Raw genomic sequence first — 21,934 nt, forward strand, 5'->3', positions numbered from 1 at the left:
AACTGACATGTCTCGAATCGGACGTCTCCCGATCACCATCCCCGCCGGCGTCGATGTGACCATCGACGGCGACCGCGTCTCCGTGAAGGGCCCCAAGGGCCAGCTCGAGCACTCGCTGCCCACGCCCATCACGGTCACCCTCGAGGAGGGGCAGGTCACCGTGGCCCGCCCCGACGACGAGCGTGAGTCCCGCTCCCTGCACGGTCTGACCCGCACCCTCATCAGCAACATGGTCGAGGGCGTGACCAACGGCTTCTCCAAGCAGCTCGAGGTCGTCGGCACCGGCTACCGCGTGCAGGCCAAGGGCCAGGACCTCGAGTTCGCCCTGGGCTACTCCCACCCCGTCCCGGTGAAGGCGCCCCAGGGCATCACCTTCACGGTGGAGGGCAACAAGGTCACCGTCGCCGGTATCGACAAGCAGCAGGTCGGCGAGACCGCCGCCAACATCCGCAAGCTGCGCCGCCCCGACCCGTACAAGGGCAAGGGCGTGCGCTACGCGGGCGAGCAGATCCGCCGCAAGGCCGGAAAGGCAGGTAAGTGATGTCTACTCTGAAGGTGAAGGGCAAGGGCAAGTTCACCGCCCGCACCCGCCGCCACCTCCGGGTGCGCAAGCGGATCTCCGGCACCACCGTCCGTCCCCGCCTCGTCGTCAACCGCTCTGCACGGCACATGTTCGTGCAGGTCGTGGACGACACGCAGAGCCGCACGCTCGCGTACGCCTCCACCATGGAGGCCGACGTGCGTGCGCTCGAGGGCGACAAGACGGCCAAGGCCAAGCGCGTGGGCGAGCTCGTCGCCGAGCGTGCCAAGGCGGCCGGCATCGATGCCGTGGTCTTCGACCGCGGCGGCAACAAGTACCACGGGCGCGTCGCGGCCGTGGCCGACGGTGCGCGAGAGGGTGGGCTGCAGCTGTGACCGAGAACATCAACCAGAAGGACACTCAGGTGACCGAGAGCACCGAGACCACCGTCTCCGAGACCGGGTCGGGCTCGGCGAGCCAGACCACCGAGCGCGCCACCGGTGGCCGCGGCGGTCGCGACGGCGGCCGCGGTGGCCGTGACGGCGATCGTCGTGGCGGCCGTCGCGACGACCGCAACCGTCGTGGCGCCCAGGACGACGAGAAGGACCAGTTCCTCGAGCGCGTCGTGGGCATCAACCGCGTCTCCAAGGTCGTCAAGGGCGGCCGCCGCTTCTCCTTCACCGCCCTCGTGGTGGTGGGTGACGGCGACGGCACCGTCGGCGTCGGCTACGGCAAGGCGAAGGAGGTCCCCGCCGCGATCCAGAAGGCCGTGGAGGAGGCCAAGAAGTCCTTCTTCCGCGTCCCCCGCGTCGGCTCCACCATCCCGCACCTGGTGCAGGGTGAGGACGCCGCCGGCGTCGTGCTGCTCCGCCCGGCCTCCCCGGGTACCGGCGTGATCGCCGGCGGTCCGGTGCGCGCCGTGCTCGAGTGCGCCGGCATCCACGACGTGCTGTCCAAGTCCATGGGCTCCGTGAACGCGATCAACATCGTGCGCGGCACCGTGGACGCCCTCAAGAAGCTGGAAGAGCCCCAGGCCGTCGCCGCCCGCCGCGGCAAGGCCCTGGACGAGATCGCCCCCCATGCGATGCTGCGCACCATGGAGAACGATCGCGCCCAGAAGAGCGCGAAGGCAGGTGCGTGAGCCGTGTTTGAGCCCACCCGCAAGAACATCCAGCCCTCGGACGCCACCCTGGTCATCACCCAGACCCGCGGCGTCACGGGCTCCAAGCAGAACCATCGGGACACCCTGCGCTCGCTGGGCCTGAAGCGGATCGGCCACCAGGTCACCCGCAAGGCCGACGCGGTGACGGTCGGCATGGTCAACACCGTGCCGCACCTGGTGTCCGTGGAGGAGGTCAACAATGGCTGACAACGACGCCATCAAGGTCCACGACCTGCGTCCGGCCCCCGGTGCCAAGACCGCCAAGACCCGTGTGGGTCGCGGTGAGGCGTCGAAGGGCAAGACCGCCGGTCGCGGCACCAAGGGCACCAAGGCCCGTTACCAGGTCCGTGCGGGCTTCGAGGGCGGCCAGCTGCCCCTGCAGATGCGTCTGCCGAAGCTCCGCGGCTTCAAGAACCCGTTCCGCACGGAGTACCAGGTCGTGAACCTGGACAAGCTCTCCGCGCACTTCCCCGAGGGCGGTGAGGTCACCGTGGACGCGCTCGTGTCCAAGGGCCTCGTCCGTCGCGGTCAGCCCGTGAAGGTGCTGGGCACGGGGGAGATCACCTCGGCCGTGCAGGTGAAGGCGAACGCCTTCTCCTCGTCCGCCGTGGAGAAGATCCAGGCCGCCGGCGGGTCCACCGAGACCCTCTGACACGCCGACCCATCGACCGAGGGCCCTGGCCCGGAGCAGCCGCTCCGGGCCAGGGCCCTCGGTCCGTCCGTGTAGACTCGCACAGCGGCCGCCCCGGTGTGGCCGCCGTCTCGTGCCCCGCCCCGCGGCCGGCGCGCGCCCCACAGGACCACCGCAGGAGGACTCGTGCTCAAGGCCATCGCCCGGATCGTCCGGACGCCTGACCTGTTGCGGAAGATCGCCTTCACGCTCGGGCTCATCGCCGTCTACCGGATGGGCGCCTTCGTGCCGGCCCCCGGGGTGGACTACCCGGCGGTGCAGCAGTGCCTCGCGGCGGGCAACGCCCAGGGCGGCCTGTACTCCTTCGTGAACATGTTCTCGGGCGGGGCGCTCCTGCAGGTGTCCGTCTTCGCGCTCGGCATCATGCCCTACATCACGGCGTCGATCATCGTGCAGCTGCTGCGCGTGGTGATCCCGCGCTTCGAGCAGCTCCACCAGGAGGGCCCGCAGGGCCAGGCGACGCTGACGCAGTACACCCGTTACCTGACCCTCGCCCTCGCCCTGCTGCAGGCGACCACGATGGCCTCGCTGGCCCGCACCGGGGCGCTGCTCGGATGCAGCCTGCCGCTGCTGCGCGACGGCTCCATCCTCACGGTGCTGCTCGTGGTCATCGCCCTGACCACCGGCTGTCTCATCGTCATGTGGTTCGGCGAGCGGATCACCGAGAACGGCGTGGGCAACGGCATGTCCCTGCTGATCTTCACCTCCATCGCGGCGGGCTTCCCGGCCGGCCTCGGCCAGGTGGTCCAGACGCAGGGCTGGCGCGTGTTCGCGATCGTCATGGGGATCGGCCTGCTCACCATGCTGGCCATCGTCTTCGTGGAGGAGTCGCAGCGCCGGATCCCGGTCCAGTACGCCAAGCGGCAGATCGGCTCACGGACCGTGGGCGGGTCGAGCACCTACATCCCGGTCAAGGTGAACATGGCCAACGTCATCCCGGTCATCTTCGCCTCCTCCGTGCTGATGCTCCCGGGCATCCTCATCCAGTTCAACACGCCGCAGGACGGCAGTGCGCCGGCCCCGTGGATCACGTGGCTGAGCCGGTACTTCGGCCCCGGTGACCACCCGGTGTACATGGCCCTGTACTTCCTGCTCATCATCGGCTTCACGTACTTCTACGTGTCCATCACGTTCAACCCGGTGGAGATCTCGGACAACATGAAGCGCTACGGCGGCTTCATCCCCGGCGTCCGCGCCGGCCGGCCCACCGAGCGTTACCTGCAGTACGTCATCAGCCGCATCACGTTCGTGGGTGCCCTCTACCTCGGTATCGTGGCCATGATCCCGCTGATCGCCTTCGCGGTGATCGGCACCAGCCAGAACTTCCCGCTCGGCGGCACGTCCATCCTCATCATGGTGGGCGTCGGCCTCCAGACCGTGAAGCAGGTCAGCGCACAGATGGAGCAGCGCCACTACGAGGGCCTGCTGCGCTGAGCCCCGACCCGATCCCGCAACGCCGTCCGTATCGACAGTGAGGAACACACGATGACCCGCATGCTGCTCATGGGCCCTCCCGGTTCCGGCAAGGGCACCCAGGCCGCCCGGATCGCCGACAAGCTGGGGATCGTCCCGATCTCCACCGGTGACATCTTCCGCCACAACGTGAAGTCGATGACGCCGCTCGGCGTCGAGGCCAAGAAGTACATCGACAACGGCGACTTCGTCCCCGATGAGGTCACGAACCGCATGGTCGCGGACCGCATCGCCCAGGCCGACGCGGAGCACGGCTTCCTGCTGGACGGCTATCCGCGCACGAAGGGCCAGGTCGAGGCGCTGGACGCCATGCTCGCCGAGGCCGGCCAGTCGCTGTCCGCCGTCGTCGAGCTGGAGGTGCCCGACGAGGAGCTCGTGGAGCGCCTGCTCAAGCGTGCCGAGATCGAGGGCCGCGCGGACGACACCCAGGAGGTCATCGAGCACCGCCTGGACCTGTACCACCGCGAGACCGAGTCCGTCATCCAGGAGTACGTGGAGCGCGGCATCGTCGCCCGCGTGGACGGCACCGGGCAGATCGACGACGTCACCGAGCGCCTGCTGCAGGCCGTGTACTCCGTGCGCTCCGCCACGGGCTCCCTGCCCCTGATCCAGCCGGGTGCGGAGTCCTGACCCCGTGATCGGCCGCCGCTCGCTCGAGCTCAAGACCGCCCCCCAGCTGCTGGCCATGCAGCGCGCGGGGGTGGTCCTGTCCGAGGCACTGGACGCCACGCTGGCCGCGGCCGCGCCGGGCGTCACCACCGCGGAGCTGGACGCCGTGTTCGCGGGTGTGCTGGCCGAACGCGGTGCGACCTCCAACTTCCTGGGCTACTACGACTTCCCGGCCTCGATCTGCACCTCGGTCAACGAGGAGGTCGTGCACGGCATCCCCGGAGACCGGGTCCTGCAGACCGGCGACGTGCTGAAGGTCGACGGGGGCGCGATCGTGGACGGCTGGCACGCCGACTCGGCCCGCACGGTGATCCTGGGCTCCTCCGCGGCCGGCACCGCGGACCCGGCCGACGAGCGCCTCTCGGCGATCACGCGGGAGGCGCTCTGGGTCGGCATCGCGGCCTTCGCCTCCGCCACCCACGTCGGGGACATCGGGGACGCCATCGACGACTTCGTCTCGGCGCAGCCGGGCGAGGAGCTCGGCATCCTCGAGGAGTACGTGGGGCACGGCATCGGCTCGGCCATGCACCTGCCGCCGGACGTGTTCAACTACCGCACCGGCCACCGGGGGCCCAAGATCCGCCCCGGTCTGGCACTCGCCATCGAGCCGATGCTGGTGCGTGGCTCCATCGACACGAAGGTGCTCGCGGACGACTGGACCGTGGTGACCCTCGACGGCGCCCGCGCCAGCCAGTGGGAGCACTCGGTCTGCCGGCACGACGGCGGCCTGTGGGTGCTCACCGCGCCCGACGGCGGCGCCTCCGAGCTCGCCCGGTTCGGCGTGGTCCCGGTCCCGCCGGGGGAGTGAGGGTCCCGAGCTGTCGGCCGTCCGTCCCGCCCGTCCGGCGGACCGGGCGGCCGTCGTCGTCTGTGCTGGTCCGCACGCCGAGAATGCGGTATCATCGAACGTTGTTCGTGTGCGCGCACTCGTGTGCGCCCGCGAGCAGACCCGTTCCCGCCCCGTCATCCGGCCCTCCGTGGCCGTGCCCGGGGCATGACGATTGTGGAGGACATGGCTAAGAAGGAAGGTGTCATCGAGGTCGAGGGCACGGTGTCGGAGGCATTGCCGAACGCGATGTTCCGGGTCCGTCTGCAGAACGAGCACGTCGTGCTCGCCACGATCTCCGGAAAGATGCGTCAGCACTACATCCGCATCCTCCCCGAGGATCGCGTCGTGGTGGAGCTTAGCCCGTACGACCTCAACCGGGGTCGGATCGTGTACCGCTACAAGTAAGAACCCCCGTCCAAGCGAGCGCAGGAGGAAGAGCCGTGAAGGTTCAGCCGAGCGTGAAGCGGATTTGTGACAAGTGCCAGGTCGTGCGCCGTAAGGGCCGCGTGCTGGTGATCTGCTCGAACCCGCGCCACAAGCAGCGCCAGGGCTGATCGCCTCCCCGGGAGCCCGGGGAGCGACGCCGTCGCGTTGACCACACCACCCACCGGCCATCGGGCCGAACAGCAGGGACAGCGGTCCACCCCGTGAGGGGAGGGCCCCCACCTCCGGCCGCAGGGGCCGGGGACCGACGACGGCGGACGCCCGTTGCGGAGCACGCCGGATCTTCCCCGGCGCCGCGACGACGGGTCCGCGAGGCCCAGTGCCGCGTCGTACGGGACGTCCCTGGTGCAGACCCCTGCTGCAGAAGAACAGGAGGACGGCCACATGGCTCGTCTTGCAGGCGTTGACATTCCGCGCGAGAAGCGCGTGATCATCGCACTCACGTACATCTACGGTGTGGGCAAGACCCGCGCTGAGGAGACCCTCGCCGCCACGGGCATCGACCCGAACATCCGCGTGAAGGACCTCTCCGACGAGCAGCTGGTGCAGCTGCGCGACCACATCGAGGGCAGCTACAAGGTGGAGGGCGACCTCCGCCGCGAGGTGGCCGCCGACATCCGTCGCAAGGTGGAGATCGGCTCCTACGAGGGCCTGCGCCACCGCCGCGGCCTGCCGGTGCGCGGCCAGCGCACGAAGACCAACGCCCGTACCCGCAAGGGCCCCAAGAAGACGGTCGCCGGCAAGAAGAAGTGATCCTGCGCCGGCGGTGACCGCGTCCACGTCCGGACGCCCCGCCCGCAGCATCAGCACCAGCAGCTTTCCCGGAGGAGAATCACATGCCCCCCAAGACTCGCGCATCGGCTGCCCGCAAGCCGCGTCGCAAGGCCAACAAGAACATCACCGTGGGCCAGGCCCACATCAAGAGCACGTTCAACAACACCATCGTGTCCATCACGGACACCACGGGTGCCGTCATCTCCTGGGCCTCGTCCGGCGAGGTCGGCTTCAAGGGGTCGCGCAAGTCGACCCCGTACGCCGCGCAGATGGCCGCCGAGCAGGCCGCCAAGCGTGCGCAGGAGCACGGCATGAAGAAGGTGGACGTCTTCGTGAAGGGTCCGGGCTCGGGCCGCGAGACCGCCATCCGCTCCCTGCAGGCCGCCGGCCTCGAGGTGGGGTCCATCCAGGACGTCACCCCCATGGCCCACAACGGCGCTCGCCCGGCGAAGCGCCGCCGCGTCTGACCTGAGCGCTGTGTCCGCGTCCGCCCCGCCCGGGGCGGACGCGGACAGGTCTGCGGACCTGCCCCCACCCCGTCCTCGTTTCCACCCACCGCGTGCGTCATATGGCGGACGCTCGCCGAAAGGAAATGTCCGTGCTCATTGCACAGCGCCCCACGCTGACCGAAGAGGTCGTCTCCGACCGTCGTTCCCGGTTCGTCATCGAGCCCCTGGAGCCCGGCTTCGGCTACACCCTCGGCAACTCCCTGCGCCGCACTCTGCTCTCGTCGATCCCCGGTGCTGCCGTGACCAGCATCCGCGTGGACGGCGTGCTGCACGAGTTCAGCACCGTCAACGGAGTCAAGGAGGATGTCACCGAGATCATCCTCAACATCAAGAAGCTCTCCGTCTCCTCGGAGAACGACGAGCCCGTGGTGGCCTACCTGCGCAAGCAGGGGGCCGGCGTCGTCACCGCCGCGGACATCACCGCGCCGGCCGGCGTCGAGATCCACAACCCGGACCTGCACATCGCGACCCTGAACGCGAAGGGCAAGTTCGACATGGAGCTGACCATCGAGCGCGGTCGCGGCTACGTGACCGCCGCCCAGAACAAGTCCGCGGACGCGGAGATCGGCCGCATCCCGGTCGACTCCATCTACTCCCCGGTCCTCAAGGTGACCTTCAAGGTCGAGGCCACCCGTGTGGAGCAGCGCACCGACTTCGACCGTCTGATCCTGGACGTGGAGACCAAGGAGAACATGCTGCCGCGTGACGCGGTGGCCTCTGCCGGCTCCACGCTGGTCGAGCTGTTCGGCCTGGCCCGCTCGCTCAACGTCGAGGCCGAGGGCATCGACCTGGGCGACGAGCCCGAGGTCGTCGAGGGCTCCGCCGACCTGGCCCAGCCGATCGAGGAGCTCGAGCTCACCGTGCGCTCGTACAACTGCCTCAAGCGCGAGGGCATCCACACCGTGGGTGAGCTCGTGGGCCGTTCCGAGGCCGACCTGATGGACATCCGCAACTTCGGCGCGAAGTCCATCGACGAGGTCAAGGAGAAGCTCCAGGAGCTGGGCCTGTCCCTCAAGGACTCGCCGGCCGGCTACGACCCGCAGGCGCACGCGCGCCAGATGGACGACGACCCGTTCTCGGACTTCTGAGCCGATTCCGCACCACCTGACATCTTCGACCCGACGCCGCAGCCGGCTGAAGGGTCCCACCCGAGGAGAAACACCATGCCTACCCCCACCAAGGGTCCGCGTCTGGGCGGCAGCCCGGCCCACGAGCGCATCATGCTGGCGAACATGTCCGCCCAGCTGTTCGAGCACAAGTCGATCACCACGACGCTCACCCGCGCCAAGCGCCTGCGCCCGTACGCCGAGCGCCTGATCACCTTCGCCAAGAAGGGCGATCTGCCGGCCCGCCGCAAGGTGCAGGGTCTCATCGCCGCCAAGAACCGCACCAACAAGGCGGTCGTGCACGAGCTGTTCACCGTGATCGGCCCGGCGATGGCCGAGCGCAACGGCGGCTACACCCGCATCACGAAGATCGGCAACCGCCAGGGCGACAACGCGCCCATGGCCGTGATCGAGCTGATCATGGACCCGATCTCCGGCAAGCAGGCCGTGGTGCGTGAGGCCGAGCAGGCCGCCGCGTCCGCGCCGGCCGCGCCGGCCGAGTCCACCCCAGTGGAGGCCGTCGACCCGGCCGCCACCGAGGAGGTCACCGTGGCCGAGTCGCAGGAGGCCGCCGCCGAGATCGACGGCGCCGTGCCCACCAACGAGGACGGCTCGGCTCCGGCCGAGGCCACCATCAAGGGCAACGCCAGCTCGAAGAAGTACCACGTCCCCGGCTCGCGCTGGTACGACCAGACCACCGCCGAGGTCTGGTTCTCCACCGTCGAGGAGGCCAAGGCCGCGGGCTTCGAGCCCGCCGGTGGCGAGGCCGCCCAGAAGATGGCCTGACGCCATCGCGTGAGTCCGCGTCCGTCCCCGTGACGACGCATCGGCGAGGGCCGTCCACCACTCGGTGGGCGGCCCTTCGCCGTCCCCGGCCCCGCCCCGACCCGCTTGAGGAGCAGCATGCGCGAGCAGCACCGCCCGGACGCCCCGCCGGCGCCCGGGGATCCCGCGTCCGTGCGCGTCCGCCTGGACCTGGCCTACGACGGCGGCGCCTTCCACGGCTGGGCCCGCCAGCCCGGTCTCGACTCGATCCAGGGCGCTCTGGAGGAGGGGCTCGAGCGGATCCTGCGCCGGCCTGTGCGCACGGTGGTCGCCGGCCGCACCGACGCGGGGGTGCACGCGCGCGGCCAGGTCGTCCACCTCGACCTGACCGAGACGGAGTGGGCGGGCCTGACCCGCGGCCGGCCCGGCCTGGAGCCGGCCACCTCCCTCACCCGACGCCTCGGCGGGGTGCTCTCCGGGTGGGGCGGGGCCGTCGTCGTGCACGGGGCGCGGCGGGCTCCCGCGGGCTTCGACGCCCGGTTCAGCGCGCTGTGGCGCGAGTACGAGTATCGGATCGACGACGCTCCCGCCGCGCGTGATCCGCGCACGCGGGGCTTCACCCACTGCCACGGCGCTGCCCTGGATGATCGCCTCATGGCCCTGGAGGCCGACGCCGTCCTCGGACTGCACGACTTCCTGTCCTTCTGCCGGCCCCGCGAGGGCGCCACGACCATCCGCGAGGTGAAGCACCTGGAGGTGCGACGCGATGAGGACGGCGTCGTGCGCATCCGGATCCGGGCCGACGCGTTCTGCCACAACATGGTCCGGGCGATCGTCGGGGCGCTGCTCCAGGTGGGGGAGGGGGCACGCGAGCCCGGCTGGCTCGCTCACCGGGTGGCGAGGCCTGCCCGCGACTCCGAGGTGCGCCTCGCCCCGCCCGGGGGGCTGACGCTGCTCGCCGTCGGCTATCCCGACGAGGCGGAGGAGCTGCACCGGCGCGCCGAGGGCACCCGGGCGAAGCGGACCCTGTGAGCCGGGGCGGCCCGCGGTGGCGGCTTTTGGCTCCGGGGCCCGCGTTCGGTAGGATGGGTGGACGTTGCGCATGCCCGCACCCGGATGCGTCGTGCCGCGAGTGGCTCAGTTGCATGGCCTTCAGCTCGCGCCGCACCCCCGGGGCATCGGGCCCGGACGCCTTCCAGCCCTCACCTGGGGGACCGGCGCGCACGGAGAACTGACAGCGCGAGCGCGCCGGAATCACGACCCGGCGGGCAGGTGCTGTGGACCACCACCGACCCTGAAGGCAGACAACGTGCGTACGTACTCTCCCAAGCCTGGCGACGCCGACCGTCAGTGGCACATCATCGATGCCACCGACGTCGTCCTCGGCCGCCTGGCCTCCCACACCGCCACCCTCCTGCGCGGCAAGCACAAGCCGACGTTCGCCCCCCACATGGACATGGGCGACTACGTCATCATCGTGAACGCCGAGAAGGTCGCCCTCACCGGCGCCAAGCTCGAGAAGAAGCGCGCCTACCGCCACTCGGGCTACCCGGGCGGCCTGAAGTCGCAGTCCTACGCCGAGCTGCTCGAGACCAACCCGGTCCGCGCCGTGGAGAAGGCCGTCAAGGGCATGCTCCCGAAGAACTCGCTGGCCGCCCAGCAGCTCTCCAAGCTGAAGGTGTACAAGGGCGCCGAGCACCCGCACACCGCCCAGCAGCCCCAGACCTTCGAGATCGGCCAGGTCGCCCAGTGACCCCGGCGGGCCACTGACGCAGACCTTCCCTGAGGAGAACCATGAGCATCAACGAGAACGACGACGTGGAGCTGACGAGCTACACCTCTGAGTCCACCGCCACCGCCGAGGCCCCCGCCGCCTCCGAGCGCCCGGCCCTGACCGTGCCCGGCTCCGCCGTCGGCCGCCGCAAGGAGGCCGTGGCCCGCGTGCGCCTCGTCCCCGGCTCCGGCCAGTGGACCATCAACGGCCGTGCCCTGGAGAACTACTTCCCGAACAAGCTGCACCAGCAGGAGGTCTCCGACCCCTTCACGCTGCTGGAGCTGACCGGCGCCTACGACGTGATCGCCCGCATCCACGGCGGCGGCCCCTCCGGCCAGGCCGGTGCGCTGCGCCTGGGCATCTCCCGCGCCCTCAACGAGATCGACCGCGAGCACAACCGCCCGGCGCTCAAGAAGGCCGGCTTCCTGACCCGCGACGCGCGCGTCATCGAGCGCAAGAAGGCCGGCCTCAAGAAGGCCCGCAAGGCCTCGCAGTTCTCGAAGCGCTGATCCTGCGCCGCACGGTGTCCCCACCGTGCCCCCGCCGACGCCCCGTCCCGCTCCTGACGAGCGGGGCGGGGCGTCCGCCGTCTCCGTGGGCCGGCGGCACCTGAGCCAGAGGTAATATGAAGACGCATGGCGACGACGCCATGACGGGCCGCTCGCCCGTCCGGTGCGCGGTCCGGTCGAAGACACCCTCAGGAGCCGCCGTGGCCGAGAACACGAGTCCTACGCCCGACCCCCGCACCCGTGGCGAGCACGGCACGGAGCACACCGCGCAGGCCCCCTTCGCCGTGACCCGTGACTACGCCGCCGAGGTGGACGAGATCCGGGAGCTCGGCCGCAAGCTCGGCGGGGAGAAGAAGACCCCCACCCCGGACCCGCAGGCCTGGCGTGAGGGCTACCCGTACAAGACCAAGCTCAGCCGCAAGAGCTACGAGCGACGCAAGCGTGAGCTGCAGATCGAGCTGCTGAAGATGCAGCTCTGGGTCAAGGAGACAGGACAGAAGGTCCTGATCATCTTCGAGGGTCGCGACGCCGCCGGCAAGGGCGGCGCCATCAAGCGCTTCAACGAGCACCTCAACCCCCGCGGTGCCCGGACCGTGGCCCTGGAGAAGCCCACGGAGGAGGAGGCCTCGCAGTGGTACTTCCAGCGATACATCCAGCACCTGCCCTCCGGCGGTGAGATCGTGATGTTCGACCGCTCCTGGTACAACCGGGCCGGCGTCGAGCGCGTCATGGGCTACTGCACGGCGCAGCAGTACCTCGAGTTCATGCGCGAGACCCCTGAGCTGGAGCGCATGCTCGTCAACTCCGGCGTGCACATCATCAAGTTCTGGTTCTCCGTGTCCCAGCGTGAGCAGCTCAACCGCTTCGCGGCGCGGGAGACCGACCCGGTGCGTCGCTGGAAGCTCTCGCCCACCGACCTGGCCTCCCTGGACAAGTGGGACGACTACACGAACGCGAAGGAGGCCATGTTCTTCTACACGCACACGGCCGACGCCCCGTGGACCGTCGTGAAGTCGAACGACAAGAAGCGCGCCCGCCTCGAGGCCATCCGCCACGTGCTGCACACGCTGCCCTACCCGGACAAGGACGAGCGCATCGTCCACCGCCCCGACCCGCAGATCTGCGGCCCGGCCAACGAGCTGGCCGAGTACGGCGAGGTCTCCGGCGGCTCGTTCCCGCGCGTGCGCTGACCGGGCCGCACACGACGGCGCCCCTCACCGTCCGGTGAGGGGCGCCGTCGTGTGCAGCGGGGCGGATTCAGCCGCGCTCCTCCTCCACGTACTCCGGGGTGACGTGTGCGTCGTCGAAGAGGTTGTCCGCCCCGAAGCCCTCCGAGACGTGGTACTCGCCCGAGGCCAGGGAGAGGCGGACGTCCTCGCGCAGGATCGGCAGCTTGGCGTAGAACGCGTCGCCGCAGCAGCTGGTGGCGGTGACGTCGCGGTGGCCGATGATGCGGGACGGCGGCAGCTCGTACTGCTGGCAGATGTAGGCGACGAGCGGCACCAGGCCGGCGTAGAGGCTCTGCGGCGGCGGGTTCAGCATGTACAGCCCCTCGCACTCGATGCCGAGCGCATACGCGTTGAACCCGAGCGCGTGGACGCCGAGCATGAACGTCTGTCCGTCCTCGAGCGCGTGCCGGGAGCCGTGGCGGCCCTCCATCGCAAAGCCGCCGCGGGAGACGGTGAAGTGCTGCCCGGTGTCGCCCCAGTCGTTCGCGGGGCTCATGTGCGCGTTCTGGACCACCTGCGCGATGCTTTCCGCCGCCTCCCGGGAGCCGTCCGTGACGTTCGGCGTGGTGGTGTGGTGGATCACCAGGTAGGAGGGGCGCTCGTTCAGGGTCTGCAGGTAGTAGTTGGGCTGCATGGCGCCCCACTGCGCCGTGGTGATGATGTCCGGGGCGGGCAGGCGGGTGGCCTGCTCGTCGCCCTCCGAGCTCTGCTCGGCCTGCTCATCACGCCCGCAGCCGGCCACGCCGGCGGCGATCGCCAGGCCCGTGCCGCCCAGCACGCTGCGGCGCGTCCAGGAATGGGGGAGCGGGGGCGGGGTCACGTCGGGCATGGATCGAGGTCCTTCGGGTTCGGGGCGGGGCCTCCCGGGCGGATGTGAGCGGACGGGCGCGGCCGCGGGGGCTCGACCGGTCCGATGCTACCGCCCCCCGGCCCGTTTCGTGACCCTCCCGTGATGCAGGCCGCAGGGGCGGCCCCTACACTGACTGATCATGTCGAGATTGTTCGGAACCGATGGCGTCCGTGGCCTGGCCAACGAGACCCTCACCGTGGAGTTGTCCGTCCAGCTGGCCCAGGCCGCCTCGCCCGTCCTCGGCGCGGAGGCCTTCGACGCCGGCCGACGCCCGGTCGCCGTCGTGGCCCGGGACCCGCGCATCAGCGGTGAGTTCATCGCGGCCGCCGTGCAGGCGGGCCTGGCGTCCTCCGGCGTGGACGTGTGGGATGCGGGTGTGCTGCCGACCCCCGCCGCCGCCTATCTCGTGGGGGACCTGGACGCCGACTTCGGTGTGATGATCTCCGCCTCCCACAACCCGGCCCCGGACAACGGCATCAAGTTCCTCGCGCGCGGCGGCGAGAAGCTGACCGACGCGCAGGAGGACGAGATCATCCGCCACCTCGAGGGCGTGACGCCGCGACGGCCCCAGGGCGCGGACGTGGGCCGCGTGCGCGTCTTCGCGGATGCCGAGGACCGCTACGTCCTCCACCTCCTGCAGACCCTCCCGCACCGGCTGGACGGGCTCAAGGTCGTCCTGGACTGCGCACACGGCGCGGCCGCCGGCTGCTCGCCCGAGGCGTTCCGCGCCGCCGGCGCGGAGGTCGTCGTGATCGGCGCGTCCCCGGACGGGCTCAACATCAACGACGGCTACGGCTCCACCCACCTCGAGAAGCTCCAGGCGGCCGTGCGCGAGCACGGCGCGGACCTCGGCATCGCGCACGACGGCGACGCCGACCGGTGCCTCGCCGTGGACGAGCGCGGCGAGGTCGTCGACGGCGACCAGATCATGGGCGTCATGGCCGTGGCACTCAAGGACCGCGGCGTCCTGCGCGACGACACCCTGGTCGTGACCGTCATGTCCAACCTGGGCCTGAAGCTGGCCATGGGCCGGGAGGGCGTCCAGCTCGTCGAGACTCAGGTGGGCGACCGCTACGTCCTGGCCGGCATGAAGCTCGGCGACTACTCACTCGGCGGCGAGCAGTCCGGCCACGTGATCTTCTCGGACCACGCCACCACCGGCGACGGGGTCCTCACCGGCCTGCAGCTCGCCTCGCGCGTCGCCGAGACCGGCACCCCGCTCTCCGAGCTGGCCGCGGTGATGGACCGGCTGCCCCAGGTCCTCGTGAACGTGCGCGGCGTGGACAAGTCCCGCGCCGCCGAGGACGAGGCCGTCCAGGCGGCGGTCGCCGAGGCGGAGGCCCGCCTCGGCGAGACCGGCCGCGTGCTGCTGCGCCCGTCGGGCACGGAGCCGGTCGTGCGCGTCATGGTCGAGGCCCCGGACGAGGAGACCGCCGGCCGGGAGGCCCAGGTGCTGGCCGACGTCGTGCAGCGCGAGCTGCGCCTGCACGACTGACCGGACCGATGACGTCGGACGCGGCCCCCCGGCCCCGCCGCTGGACCCTGTTCGCGGGGCTGCTCGCGGGGCTGGCGGTCCTGTGGTCGGCCGCGTTCCTCGCCGTGGACGCGCCCGTGTGTGCGCGGCAGAGCGCCCCCGTGGAGTGGTTGCCGTGCCTGGATCCGGACCGGCAGGACTCGGAGGTCGCCCCGGACGCCGGGTCCAGCGCGGACCGGACGACGTCGCGGCCCTGAGGGCACGGCCCCGGTGCCGCCGAGGGCATGGAGGAAGGGCCCGGGGGGACTCGCGTGAGTCGTCCCGGGCCCTTCGGCGTCGGACAGGGGGAGATCAGAGGGCGGTGGTCCCGGAGGTGGGGCCGCCGCGGCGCTCGGCGAGCAGGTCGCGGATCTCGGTGAGCACGGCGACGTCGGCGGCCACCTCCTCCTCGGCGGGGTCGATGCCGAGGCGGCGGTTGCGGGCCTCGATCATCTTGTTCATCGGCATCACGATGGCGAAGTACACGGCCGCGGCGATGAGCAGGAAGTTGACGATGGCGGTGAGCAGCACGCCGAACTTCACGTCGTTGCCGTTGACCGTCAGCACGGCGAACGAGTCGAAGTTCGGCGAGCCCACGGCGGCAGCGATGAGCGGCATGAGGACCGCCTCGACGAGCGCGTTCACGATCTTGCCGAAGGCGGCGCCGATGATGACGGCGACGGCAAGGTCGAGGACGTTGCCCTTCATGATGAAGTCTTTGAATCCCTGGAGCATGGGGAGAATCCTACGTGTCACGAAGGCGGCGCGGTACAGGGTCGTGCGTCTCAGTCCGCGTAGTCGGGTGCCGGCGGCAGACCCCACGCGGTCTCGAGGACGCCGCCGGCCGCCTCGACCCGGGCCGCCTCCGCGGACCCGACGTAGCGCAGGTGCCACGGCTCGTGATCGAAGCCCGTCACGTCCTCGGCCCCGGCGGGATAGCGGATGACGAACCCGTACTCGGCGGCGTGCGCGGCCACCCAACGGCCCGCGGCGGTGTCGCCGAAGCACGCTTCCAGGTCACACGCGGGGGTCGCGGCGTCGCCCACGTCCCAGGCCAGGCCGGTCTGATGCTCGGAGTACCCCGGACGCGCGGAGACGCGGTCGGCCTCGGCGCGGCCCAGCTCGTCGACCCAGTGGCCGTACGTCCGGACCTGGTAGTCGTACGAGCGGTAGGCGCTCAGGGTGGTGAGGCGGTGACCCGCCGCCGCGGCGGCATCCAGCAGGTCACCGGCCGCCGTCGCGGCCTCCGCCCGCAGGGGCAGCTCGCTGCCGGGCACGGCCACCAGATCCGAGGGCGCCCAGTCGGGCGGAGCCACGGGGCGGGTCTTGTTCACGACGACGTCGAGGGCGGCCGGGTCGGCGTGCGTGCCCGACGACGGCGCCGTGCTCGAGGCGGCGCCGGACGACGCGGCCGCGCTCGCGGAGCCGGACGTCGGCGTCGTCGGTGTCGAGGACGGGCCCGCGGCGGGCGTGCCGCAACCGGCCACGAGCAGCGCGAGCGCGGCCAGCGCGGCGAGAGGGAGGGTGCGACGCATGGATCAGACCTTCCTCAGCAGCACGCGGGTCACCTCGTGTTGCGCGTTCTTCGTGAGCACCAGCCGGGCGCGCCCGCGGGTCGGGCGCACGTTCTGCTCGAGGTTCGGGCCGTTGATGGAGTCCCAGATGGACTCGGCCGTCGCCTGAGCCTCGGCGTCCGACAGGGAGGAGTACCGGTGGAAGTAGCTGCGCGGGTCGGCGAAGGCCCCCGAGCGCAGACCCATGAACCGGTCGATGTACCAGGACCGGATCCAGGACGCGCGCGCGTCCACGTACACCGAGAAGTCGAAGAAGTCGGAGACGGAGAGCCCGGCGGTGCCGTCGGCCCGGGTGCGCGGCGGGGCCAGCACGTTGAGTCCCTCCACGATCAGCACGTCGGGACGGTGCACCACCTGTTCCTCGCCCGGCACGATGTCGTAGGTGATGTGCGAGTACACGGGCGCGCGCACCTCCTGCGCCCCGGACTTGACGTCCGCCATGAAGCGCAGCAGCGCGCGGCGGTCGTAGGACTCGGGGAAGCCCTTGCGGGACATGATGCCGCGCTCGTGCAGCACCGCGTTGGGGTGCAGGAAGCCGTCCGTGGTGACCAGCTCGACGCGCGGCGTCGTCGGCCAGCGGCGCAGCATCTCCTGGAGCACACGCGCCGTCGTCGACTTGCCGACGGCGACCGACCCGGCAACCCCGATCACGTACGGGGTGCGCCCCGTCCGCTCGCCGAGGAACGCGTTGGTCGCGCTGCGCAGAGCCGCGGAGGCCTCCACGTTGATGCTCAGCAGGCGCGAGAGCGGAAGGTAGACCTCGGCGACCTCGCGCAGGGACAGATGCTCGCCGAGGCCGCGCAGACGCTCCACGTCCGCCTGGTCGAAGGGCTGCGCCATCTCCGAGGCGAGACGGGCCCAGGTCTGGCGGTCCAGCTCCACGAAGGGGGAGCGCTGGTGGCCGTCGGGCACGGCGTCCGCGGGCTCCTCGGGGCCCACGAGGGGCAGCTCGGAGGTCGGGGGGGTGTAGGTCACCCGATCCATTATGGCCGCGGCCCGCCCGGAGCGGGCCCCCGCGTGACGTCACAGGGCCCGGATAGGATCGGCCCATGCGCGTTCTCGTGACCGGCGGTGCCGGATACCTCGGATCCCACACCGTGCTCACGCTGCTCGAGGCGGGCCACGACGTCCTCGTCCTGGACAGCCTGGTCACGGCGACGACGACGTCGCTCGAGCGCGTCGCCGAGCTCGCCGAAACGCGTCTGGGCGGGTCGCGGCTGCGCCTGCACGTGGCCGACATCCGCCGCCCCGAGGACTACCGCGGGGCGCTCGCGGACTTCGGCCCGGCCGCACTCGTGCACTTCGCCGGGCTGAAGTCGCCCACCGAGTCGATGACCCGCCCCGCCGCCTACTACGACGTGAACGTGGGCGGCACGGCCGCCGTCGCCGAGGCCGCGCTCGCGGCCGGCGTCCGCACGGTCCTGTTCTCCTCCTCCGCGACCGTGTACGGCGACCGCGCGCCGGTGCCGGTCGCCGAGGACGCGGCCACGGACCCGGTCTCGCCCTATGGGCACTCCAAGCTCATGGCGGAGCAGGTGCTGCGCGACGTCTGCGCGACGGTCGACGGCGGCGGGCTGGCGATGCTGCGCTACTTCAACCCGGTCGGCGCGCATCCCTCCGGGCGGCTGGGCGAGGACCCGAGCGGGGTGCCGGCGAACCTCATGCCCTTCGTGGCGCGGGTGGCCTCCGGCGCGTACCCCGAGCTGCGGGTGTTCGGCGCGGACTTCGACACGCGCGACGGCAGCGCCGTGCGCGACTTCATCCACGTGATGGACCTCGCGGAGGCGCACGTGGCCGGGCTCGACTGGCTCGCGGCCCGGGTGGCGGCCGGGGGCGGTACGACGACCCGGGTCTGGAACATCGGCCGGGGCGAGGGCGTCACCGTGTTCGAGATGGTGCGCGCCTTCGAGGCGGTCACGGGCGGCCGCATCCCCTACCGCGTGGTCGAGCGCCGGCCCGGGGACATCGCCGAGTCGTGCGCCGCCGTGGACGCGATCGGCGCCGAGGTGGGCTGGCACGCCCGACGCGATGTGACCGCGATGGTGCGGGACCTCTGGGCCTGGCAGGAGGCCAACCCCGCGGGGTTCTCGCCCCGGACGGAGTGAGTCGGCCCGCCGTGCGCCGAAGTCGGGCCCGGTCCGGTATTCTCGTGCGCATGTGCGGAATCGTCGGATACATCGGCCAGCCCCAGTCGGATCGTGAGCACGGCGCTCTCGACGTCCTGATGGAGGGCCTGCGTCGTCTCGAATACCGCGGATACGACTCCGCCGGTGTGGCCGTGGTGGACGGCGGTCAGCTGTACCACCGGAAGAAGGCGGGCAAGCTCGCCAACCTCGCTGAGGAGCTCGCCGAGCACCCCGTCCCCACCGGCCTCGTCGGCATCGGCCACACCCGGTGGGCCACCCACGGCGGCCCCACCGACCGCAACGCCCACCCGCATGTGGCGGACGAGGGCCGGCTGGCGTTCATCCACAACGGCATCATCGAGAACTACGCCGAGCTGCGTGAGGAGCTGCTCGCCAAGGGCGTCGAGTTCCTCTCCGAGACGGACACCGAGGTGGCCGCCCACCTCCTCGCGGACGTCTACCGGAACGCGGCCGGCCAGGACCTGACCCGCGCCATGCAGTTGGCCTCCCAGCGCCTCGAGGGCGCCTTCACCCTGCTGGCCGTGCACGTGGACCACCCGGACCGCGTGGTGGCCTCGCGCCGCAACTCGCCGCTCGTCGTCGGCCTGGGCGAGGGGGAGAACTTCCTCGGCTCGGACGTCTCCGGCTTCATCGACTTCACCCGCGAGGCCATCGAGCTCGAGCAGGACCAGGTCGTGACGATCACGGCCGACGCCGTCGAGATCTCGGACTTCCGGGGCGGCCCCGCCGACGGCAAGCGCTTCACCGTGGACTGGGACGCCTCGGCCGCGGAGAAGGGCGGCTTCGAGACCTTCATGGAGAAGGAGATCCACGACCAGCCCCAGGCCGTGCAGGACACCCTGCTGGGCCGCACGGACGCCGCCGGCGCCCTGATGCTGGACGAGCTGCGGATCGACCCCGAGGAGCTCAAGGCCGTCGACAAGATCATCGTCCTGGCGTGCGGCACGTCCGCCTACGCGGGCACGGTGGCCAAGTACGCCATCGAGCACTGGTGCCGGATCCCCGTGGAGGTGGAACTCTCCCACGAGTTCCGCTACCGCGACCCGATCATCGACCCGCACACCCTCGTGGTGTCCATCTCCCAGTCCGGCGAGACCATGGACACCCTCATGGCGGTCCGCTACGCCAAGGAGCAGGGCGCCCGCACCGTGTCCATCTGCAACACCAACGGCTCCACGATCCCGCGCGAGTCGGACGCCGTGCTCTACACGCACGCCGGCCCCGAGATCGCCGTCGCCTCCACCAAGGCGTTCCTGGCGCAGATCACCGCCGCCTACCTGCTGGGCCTGTACCTGGCCCAGCTGAACAAGAAGCTGTTCAGCGGCCAGATCAAGGACATCCTGGCGGACCTCGGGGCGATCCCCGGCAAGATCGAGGAGATCCTCGCCGCCAAGGACCAGGTCAAGGAGCTCGCCCGCTCGATGGCCGACGCCACCTCCGTCCTGTTCCTCGGCCGCAACGTCGGCTACCCGGTGGCCATGGAGGGCGCGCTCAAGCTCAAGGAGCTCGCGTACATCCACGCCGAGGGCTTCGCCGCGGGCGAGCTCAAGCACGGCCCGATCGCCCTGATCGACGACGGCCAGCCGGTCTTCGTGGTCATGCCCTCGCCCATGGACCGACACTCGCTGCACGCCAAGGTGGTCTCGAACATCCAGGAGGTCCGCGCCCGCGGCGCCCGCACCTTCGCCGTCGCCGAGCGCGGCGACGCGGCCGTGCGCGGCCAGGCCGAGGTCGTCTTCGAGGTCCCCGAGACCCAGCCGATGCTCATGCCGCTGCTGACCACGGTCCCGCTGCAGATCTTCGCCCTCGAGCTCGCCACGGCGAAGGGCTACGACGTGGACCAGCCGCGCAACCTCGCCAAGTCCGTCACCGTCGAGTGACGCGCTCCGACTGAGCGACGACGGCGCCCGCCCCCTCTCCGGGGACGGGCGCCGTCCGTTTTCCGGGCTCCTGCGGCCCGCGCCCGGGTCCCCGTCGCAGCGGCGTCGCGGGCTAGAGTGTGACCACACCCGACTGGGTGACCGCCGTCACACTTCTCGAAAGGACGCCTCGATGCGCCCCACCCGCCGCCAGTTCGCCCAGGGCATGGCCGCCGGTCTCGCCGGCCTCGCGCTGCCCTCCGCTGTCGCCTCCTCCGCCGTCGCCGCCCCGCAGGGTCCGAACCCGCGCTCCGGCCGTGGCCTGGACGAGCGGGCGATCCAGGCCGCCCTCGACGCCGTCGTGCAGTGGCCCGCCGTCGGCGCCGTCTGTTCCGTGGTGGGTCCGGCCCGCCGCTTCGACACCGCCTCCGGCACCCGCGGCCTGCACGCGAACGCCCCGGCGCGGGCGAACTCGGTGGCCCGGATCGCCTCGGTCACCAAGGGCATGGTCGCCACCGTCGCCCTGCAGGAGGTCGAGCGCGGCACCCTGTCCCTGGACTCCACGATCGGTGGCGTCCTCCCGGGCCTGTGGCCCGACGTCGAGGACCGGGTCACCCTCTCGATGCTCCTGAACCACACCTCCGGCATGCCGGACGCCATCTGGGTGATCATGCGCGGCCAGTCCCTCTTCGAGCTGGACTTCGACGAGCTCGCGGACGTCGTCTCCCGCTCCTACGGCCAGCGTGAGCTCGTCGAGCTGGCGAAGCAGGCCGACTGGTGGTTCGAGCCCGGCACCGACTACGGCTACTCCAACACGGGCTATGTGGTGGTGGAGATGATGGTCGAGGCCGTCACCGGCCGCCGGATGCCCGAGCTCATCCGGGACCGCGTCTTCCGCCCCGCCGGCATGCACCGCACCCGCCTCGAGCACGGCACCCTCGTCCGCGGCGCGGAGATGCAGGACGCGGCCGTGCGTCCGCACGAGGCCAAGGCCCTCGAGACCATCGATCAGTCGATCTTCGCCTCCGCCGCCGCGGTGAACACCACCGCCGCGGACGTCACCCGCTTCTATCAGGCCCTCATGCGGGGCGAACTGGTCTCGCAGCAGACCGTGGACCTCATGGTCACCCCCGTCGGCCCGGCCACCCAGGCCGGCTACGGCTACGGCCTGTTCCTGGTCGCGGACCCGGCGCCGGAGCACGCCGGCGAGGTGCTGGTCGGCCACGACGGCGCCGGCTTCGGCTCCGTCTCCCTGGCCCTGTGCTCCCGCGACGGCGAGCGTGCGTTCGCGTTCACCTACATCGGCCGGCCGTACTGGCAGGAGGGCTGGGACGAGGTGTTCGCGAAGGAGCTGGCGCTGATGCGCACCGCGTTCGTGGTCAATGCCGCAGACGCCCCGGCCTCCCGCGACCGCCTGGTACGCGGCGGCGCAGCCGCCTCGCGCCGTGCCGTGGCGGACATGGCCGCCCGCGGAGCCCGACTCGTCTGAGCGGATCGACGTCCCGGCACGGTGTCCTCCCGCGCCAGTAGACTCCCC

At 71.2% G+C, this 21,934-nt stretch carries 27 protein-coding genes; 23 read left to right on the forward strand and 4 right to left on the reverse strand.

Annotation, left to right across the window (positions count from 1 at the left end):
* Window positions 1–7: 7 nt before the first annotated feature.
* From rplF to ppk2, 18 genes are all read left to right on the forward strand, one after another.
* Window positions 8–541: a 50S ribosomal protein L6 gene (gene rplF, locus ABIB16_RS04905; protein ID WP_036317775.1), complete on the forward strand. Its 534-nt coding sequence runs from the start codon at window positions 8–10 to the stop codon at window positions 539–541.
* A complete protein-coding gene (rplR, locus tag ABIB16_RS04910) occupies window positions 541–915 on the forward strand; it encodes a 50S ribosomal protein L18 (protein ID WP_354436078.1) in 375 nt (124 codons plus the stop codon). The genes rplF and rplR overlap by 1 nt, the downstream gene beginning before the upstream one ends.
* Window positions 912–1,661 (forward strand): 30S ribosomal protein S5, encoded by a 750-nt coding sequence (gene rpsE, locus ABIB16_RS04915; protein ID WP_002857500.1) that lies wholly within the window; start codon window positions 912–914, stop codon window positions 1,659–1,661. Before rplR ends, rpsE begins: the two co-directional genes overlap by 4 nt.
* A 3-nt stretch (window positions 1,662–1,664) precedes the next feature.
* On the forward strand, window positions 1,665–1,889 hold the full coding sequence (gene rpmD, locus ABIB16_RS04920; RefSeq protein WP_002857502.1) for a 50S ribosomal protein L30: 225 nt from the start codon (window positions 1,665–1,667) through the stop codon (window positions 1,887–1,889).
* Complete coding sequence (gene rplO, locus ABIB16_RS04925) at window positions 1,882–2,334, forward strand: 50S ribosomal protein L15 (RefSeq protein WP_036317776.1); 453 nt, start codon at window positions 1,882–1,884, stop codon at window positions 2,332–2,334. Before rpmD ends, rplO begins: the two co-directional genes overlap by 8 nt.
* Before the next feature lie 165 nt (window positions 2,335–2,499).
* A complete protein-coding gene (secY, locus tag ABIB16_RS04930; protein ID WP_354436079.1) occupies window positions 2,500–3,807 on the forward strand; it encodes a preprotein translocase subunit SecY in 1,308 nt (435 codons plus the stop codon).
* Window positions 3,808–3,858: 51 nt separating this feature from the next.
* Window positions 3,859–4,476, forward strand: a complete 618-nt coding sequence (locus tag ABIB16_RS04935) for an adenylate kinase (RefSeq protein WP_354436080.1) — start codon at window positions 3,859–3,861, stop codon at window positions 4,474–4,476.
* A gap of 4 nt (window positions 4,477–4,480) precedes the next feature.
* Window positions 4,481–5,323 (forward strand): type I methionyl aminopeptidase, encoded by an 843-nt coding sequence (map, locus tag ABIB16_RS04940; protein WP_354436081.1) that lies wholly within the window; start codon window positions 4,481–4,483, stop codon window positions 5,321–5,323.
* A gap of 204 nt (window positions 5,324–5,527) precedes the next feature.
* Entirely contained in the window at window positions 5,528–5,749 is a 222-nt protein-coding gene (gene infA, locus ABIB16_RS04945; protein ID WP_010080397.1) for a translation initiation factor IF-1, read from the forward strand.
* A 35-nt stretch (window positions 5,750–5,784) separates the two neighbouring features.
* Window positions 5,785–5,898, forward strand: a complete 114-nt coding sequence (gene rpmJ, locus ABIB16_RS04950; RefSeq protein ID WP_002857509.1) for a 50S ribosomal protein L36 — start codon at window positions 5,785–5,787, stop codon at window positions 5,896–5,898.
* A 274-nt stretch (window positions 5,899–6,172) separates the two neighbouring features.
* Window positions 6,173–6,541, forward strand: a complete 369-nt coding sequence (gene rpsM / locus ABIB16_RS04955; protein WP_017487821.1) for a 30S ribosomal protein S13 — start codon at window positions 6,173–6,175, stop codon at window positions 6,539–6,541.
* 83 nt (window positions 6,542–6,624) lie between these two features.
* Window positions 6,625–7,029 (forward strand): 30S ribosomal protein S11, encoded by a 405-nt coding sequence (gene rpsK / locus ABIB16_RS04960; RefSeq protein WP_002857513.1) that lies wholly within the window; start codon window positions 6,625–6,627, stop codon window positions 7,027–7,029.
* A 131-nt stretch (window positions 7,030–7,160) separates the two neighbouring features.
* Window positions 7,161–8,159: a DNA-directed RNA polymerase subunit alpha gene (locus ABIB16_RS04965; RefSeq protein WP_049146318.1), complete on the forward strand. Its 999-nt coding sequence runs from the start codon at window positions 7,161–7,163 to the stop codon at window positions 8,157–8,159.
* A 75-nt stretch (window positions 8,160–8,234) separates the two neighbouring features.
* Complete coding sequence (gene rplQ / locus ABIB16_RS04970) at window positions 8,235–8,963, forward strand: 50S ribosomal protein L17, sunset domain variant (protein ID WP_041103274.1); 729 nt, start codon at window positions 8,235–8,237, stop codon at window positions 8,961–8,963.
* Window positions 8,964–9,080: 117 nt separating this feature from the next.
* On the forward strand, window positions 9,081–9,974 hold the full coding sequence (truA, locus tag ABIB16_RS04975; RefSeq protein WP_354436082.1) for a tRNA pseudouridine(38-40) synthase TruA: 894 nt from the start codon (window positions 9,081–9,083) through the stop codon (window positions 9,972–9,974).
* 277 nt (window positions 9,975–10,251) lie between these two features.
* Entirely contained in the window at window positions 10,252–10,695 is a 444-nt protein-coding gene (gene rplM / locus ABIB16_RS04980; protein ID WP_002857519.1) for a 50S ribosomal protein L13, read from the forward strand.
* 41 nt (window positions 10,696–10,736) lie between these two features.
* Window positions 10,737–11,225, forward strand: coding sequence for a 30S ribosomal protein S9 (gene rpsI / locus ABIB16_RS04985; RefSeq protein ID WP_036381561.1), 489 nt, complete (start codon window positions 10,737–10,739; stop codon window positions 11,223–11,225).
* 200 nt (window positions 11,226–11,425) lie between these two features.
* Complete coding sequence (gene ppk2 / locus ABIB16_RS04990) at window positions 11,426–12,415, forward strand: polyphosphate kinase 2 (protein WP_119217871.1); 990 nt, start codon at window positions 11,426–11,428, stop codon at window positions 12,413–12,415.
* A 67-nt stretch (window positions 12,416–12,482) separates the two neighbouring features.
* On the opposite strand, the gene ABIB16_RS04995 is transcribed toward ppk2, so the two are convergent.
* A complete protein-coding gene (locus ABIB16_RS04995) occupies window positions 12,483–13,283 on the reverse strand; it encodes a peptidoglycan recognition protein family protein (protein ID WP_061867115.1) in 801 nt (266 codons plus the stop codon).
* Window positions 13,284–13,443: 160 nt separating this feature from the next.
* Between ABIB16_RS04995 and glmM the strand changes: the two genes are divergently transcribed.
* Complete coding sequence (glmM, locus tag ABIB16_RS05000) at window positions 13,444–14,799, forward strand: phosphoglucosamine mutase (protein ID WP_029248315.1); 1,356 nt, start codon at window positions 13,444–13,446, stop codon at window positions 14,797–14,799.
* A gap of 8 nt (window positions 14,800–14,807) precedes the next feature.
* Window positions 14,808–15,035: a hypothetical protein gene (locus ABIB16_RS05005; RefSeq protein ID WP_010080407.1), complete on the forward strand. Its 228-nt coding sequence runs from the start codon at window positions 14,808–14,810 to the stop codon at window positions 15,033–15,035.
* A gap of 94 nt (window positions 15,036–15,129) precedes the next feature.
* Here ABIB16_RS05005 and mscL read toward each other — a convergent pair whose 3' ends face one another.
* The 3 genes from mscL to coaA are packed head-to-tail and all read right to left on the reverse strand — an operon-like array spanning window position 15,130 to window position 17,366.
* A complete protein-coding gene (gene mscL / locus ABIB16_RS05010; protein WP_036315841.1) occupies window positions 15,130–15,552 on the reverse strand; it encodes a large conductance mechanosensitive channel protein MscL in 423 nt (140 codons plus the stop codon).
* A gap of 50 nt (window positions 15,553–15,602) precedes the next feature.
* On the reverse strand, window positions 15,603–16,352 hold the full coding sequence (locus ABIB16_RS05015; RefSeq protein WP_354436083.1) for a M15 family metallopeptidase: 750 nt from the start codon (window positions 16,350–16,352) through the stop codon (window positions 15,603–15,605).
* A 3-nt stretch (window positions 16,353–16,355) separates the two neighbouring features.
* Window positions 16,356–17,366, reverse strand: a complete 1,011-nt coding sequence (gene coaA / locus ABIB16_RS05020) for a type I pantothenate kinase (RefSeq protein ID WP_044659424.1) — start codon at window positions 17,364–17,366, stop codon at window positions 16,356–16,358.
* 74 nt (window positions 17,367–17,440) lie between these two features.
* On the opposite strand from coaA, the gene galE reads away from it, so the two are divergent.
* The 3 genes from galE to ABIB16_RS05035 all read left to right on the forward strand — a co-directional run bounded on the left by galE (window position 17,441) and on the right by ABIB16_RS05035 (window position 21,886).
* Window positions 17,441–18,496 (forward strand): UDP-glucose 4-epimerase GalE, encoded by a 1,056-nt coding sequence (gene galE, locus ABIB16_RS05025; RefSeq protein ID WP_354436084.1) that lies wholly within the window; start codon window positions 17,441–17,443, stop codon window positions 18,494–18,496.
* Window positions 18,497–18,546: 50 nt separating this feature from the next.
* Window positions 18,547–20,418: a glutamine--fructose-6-phosphate transaminase (isomerizing) gene (glmS, locus tag ABIB16_RS05030; RefSeq protein ID WP_230259685.1), complete on the forward strand. Its 1,872-nt coding sequence runs from the start codon at window positions 18,547–18,549 to the stop codon at window positions 20,416–20,418.
* A 172-nt stretch (window positions 20,419–20,590) separates the two neighbouring features.
* On the forward strand, window positions 20,591–21,886 hold the full coding sequence (locus ABIB16_RS05035; protein WP_354436085.1) for a serine hydrolase domain-containing protein: 1,296 nt from the start codon (window positions 20,591–20,593) through the stop codon (window positions 21,884–21,886).
* Window positions 21,887–21,934 lie beyond the last annotated feature (48 nt).

The sequence above is a fragment of the Micrococcus sp. UYEF5 genome (assembly GCF_040546065.1).
GTDB classification, from domain to species: domain Bacteria; phylum Actinomycetota; class Actinomycetes; order Actinomycetales; family Micrococcaceae; genus Micrococcus; species Micrococcus luteus.

Excerpts from the sequence above, each read along its gene's own strand:
- rplF (WP_036317775.1), top strand. The coding sequence starts at position 8 with ATGTCTCGAATCGGACGTCTCCCGATCACCATCCCCGCCGGCGTCGAT.
- rplR (WP_354436078.1), top strand. The coding sequence starts at position 541 with ATGTCTACTCTGAAGGTGAAGGGCAAGGGCAAGTTCACCGCCCGCACC.
- rplO (WP_036317776.1), top strand. The coding sequence starts at position 1,882 with ATGGCTGACAACGACGCCATCAAGGTCCACGACCTGCGTCCGGCCCCC.
- ABIB16_RS04935 (WP_354436080.1), top strand. The coding sequence starts at position 3,859 with ATGACCCGCATGCTGCTCATGGGCCCTCCCGGTTCCGGCAAGGGCACC.
- infA (WP_010080397.1), top strand. The coding sequence starts at position 5,528 with ATGGCTAAGAAGGAAGGTGTCATCGAGGTCGAGGGCACGGTGTCGGAG.
- rpsM (WP_017487821.1), top strand. The coding sequence starts at position 6,173 with ATGGCTCGTCTTGCAGGCGTTGACATTCCGCGCGAGAAGCGCGTGATC.
- rpsK (WP_002857513.1), top strand. The coding sequence starts at position 6,625 with ATGCCCCCCAAGACTCGCGCATCGGCTGCCCGCAAGCCGCGTCGCAAG.
- rplQ (WP_041103274.1), top strand. The coding sequence starts at position 8,235 with ATGCCTACCCCCACCAAGGGTCCGCGTCTGGGCGGCAGCCCGGCCCAC.
- truA (WP_354436082.1), top strand. The coding sequence starts at position 9,081 with ATGCGCGAGCAGCACCGCCCGGACGCCCCGCCGGCGCCCGGGGATCCC.
- rpsI (WP_036381561.1), top strand. The coding sequence starts at position 10,737 with ATGAGCATCAACGAGAACGACGACGTGGAGCTGACGAGCTACACCTCT.
- ABIB16_RS04995 (WP_061867115.1), bottom strand. The coding sequence starts at position 13,283 with ATGCCCGACGTGACCCCGCCCCCGCTCCCCCATTCCTGGACGCGCCGC.
- glmM (WP_029248315.1), top strand. The coding sequence starts at position 13,444 with ATGTCGAGATTGTTCGGAACCGATGGCGTCCGTGGCCTGGCCAACGAG.
- ABIB16_RS05005 (WP_010080407.1), top strand. The coding sequence starts at position 14,808 with ATGACGTCGGACGCGGCCCCCCGGCCCCGCCGCTGGACCCTGTTCGCG.
- mscL (WP_036315841.1), bottom strand. The coding sequence starts at position 15,552 with ATGCTCCAGGGATTCAAAGACTTCATCATGAAGGGCAACGTCCTCGAC.
- ABIB16_RS05015 (WP_354436083.1), bottom strand. The coding sequence starts at position 16,352 with ATGCGTCGCACCCTCCCTCTCGCCGCGCTGGCCGCGCTCGCGCTGCTC.
- galE (WP_354436084.1), top strand. The coding sequence starts at position 17,441 with ATGCGCGTTCTCGTGACCGGCGGTGCCGGATACCTCGGATCCCACACC.
- glmS (WP_230259685.1), top strand. The coding sequence starts at position 18,547 with ATGTGCGGAATCGTCGGATACATCGGCCAGCCCCAGTCGGATCGTGAG.
- ABIB16_RS05035 (WP_354436085.1), top strand. The coding sequence starts at position 20,591 with ATGCGCCCCACCCGCCGCCAGTTCGCCCAGGGCATGGCCGCCGGTCTC.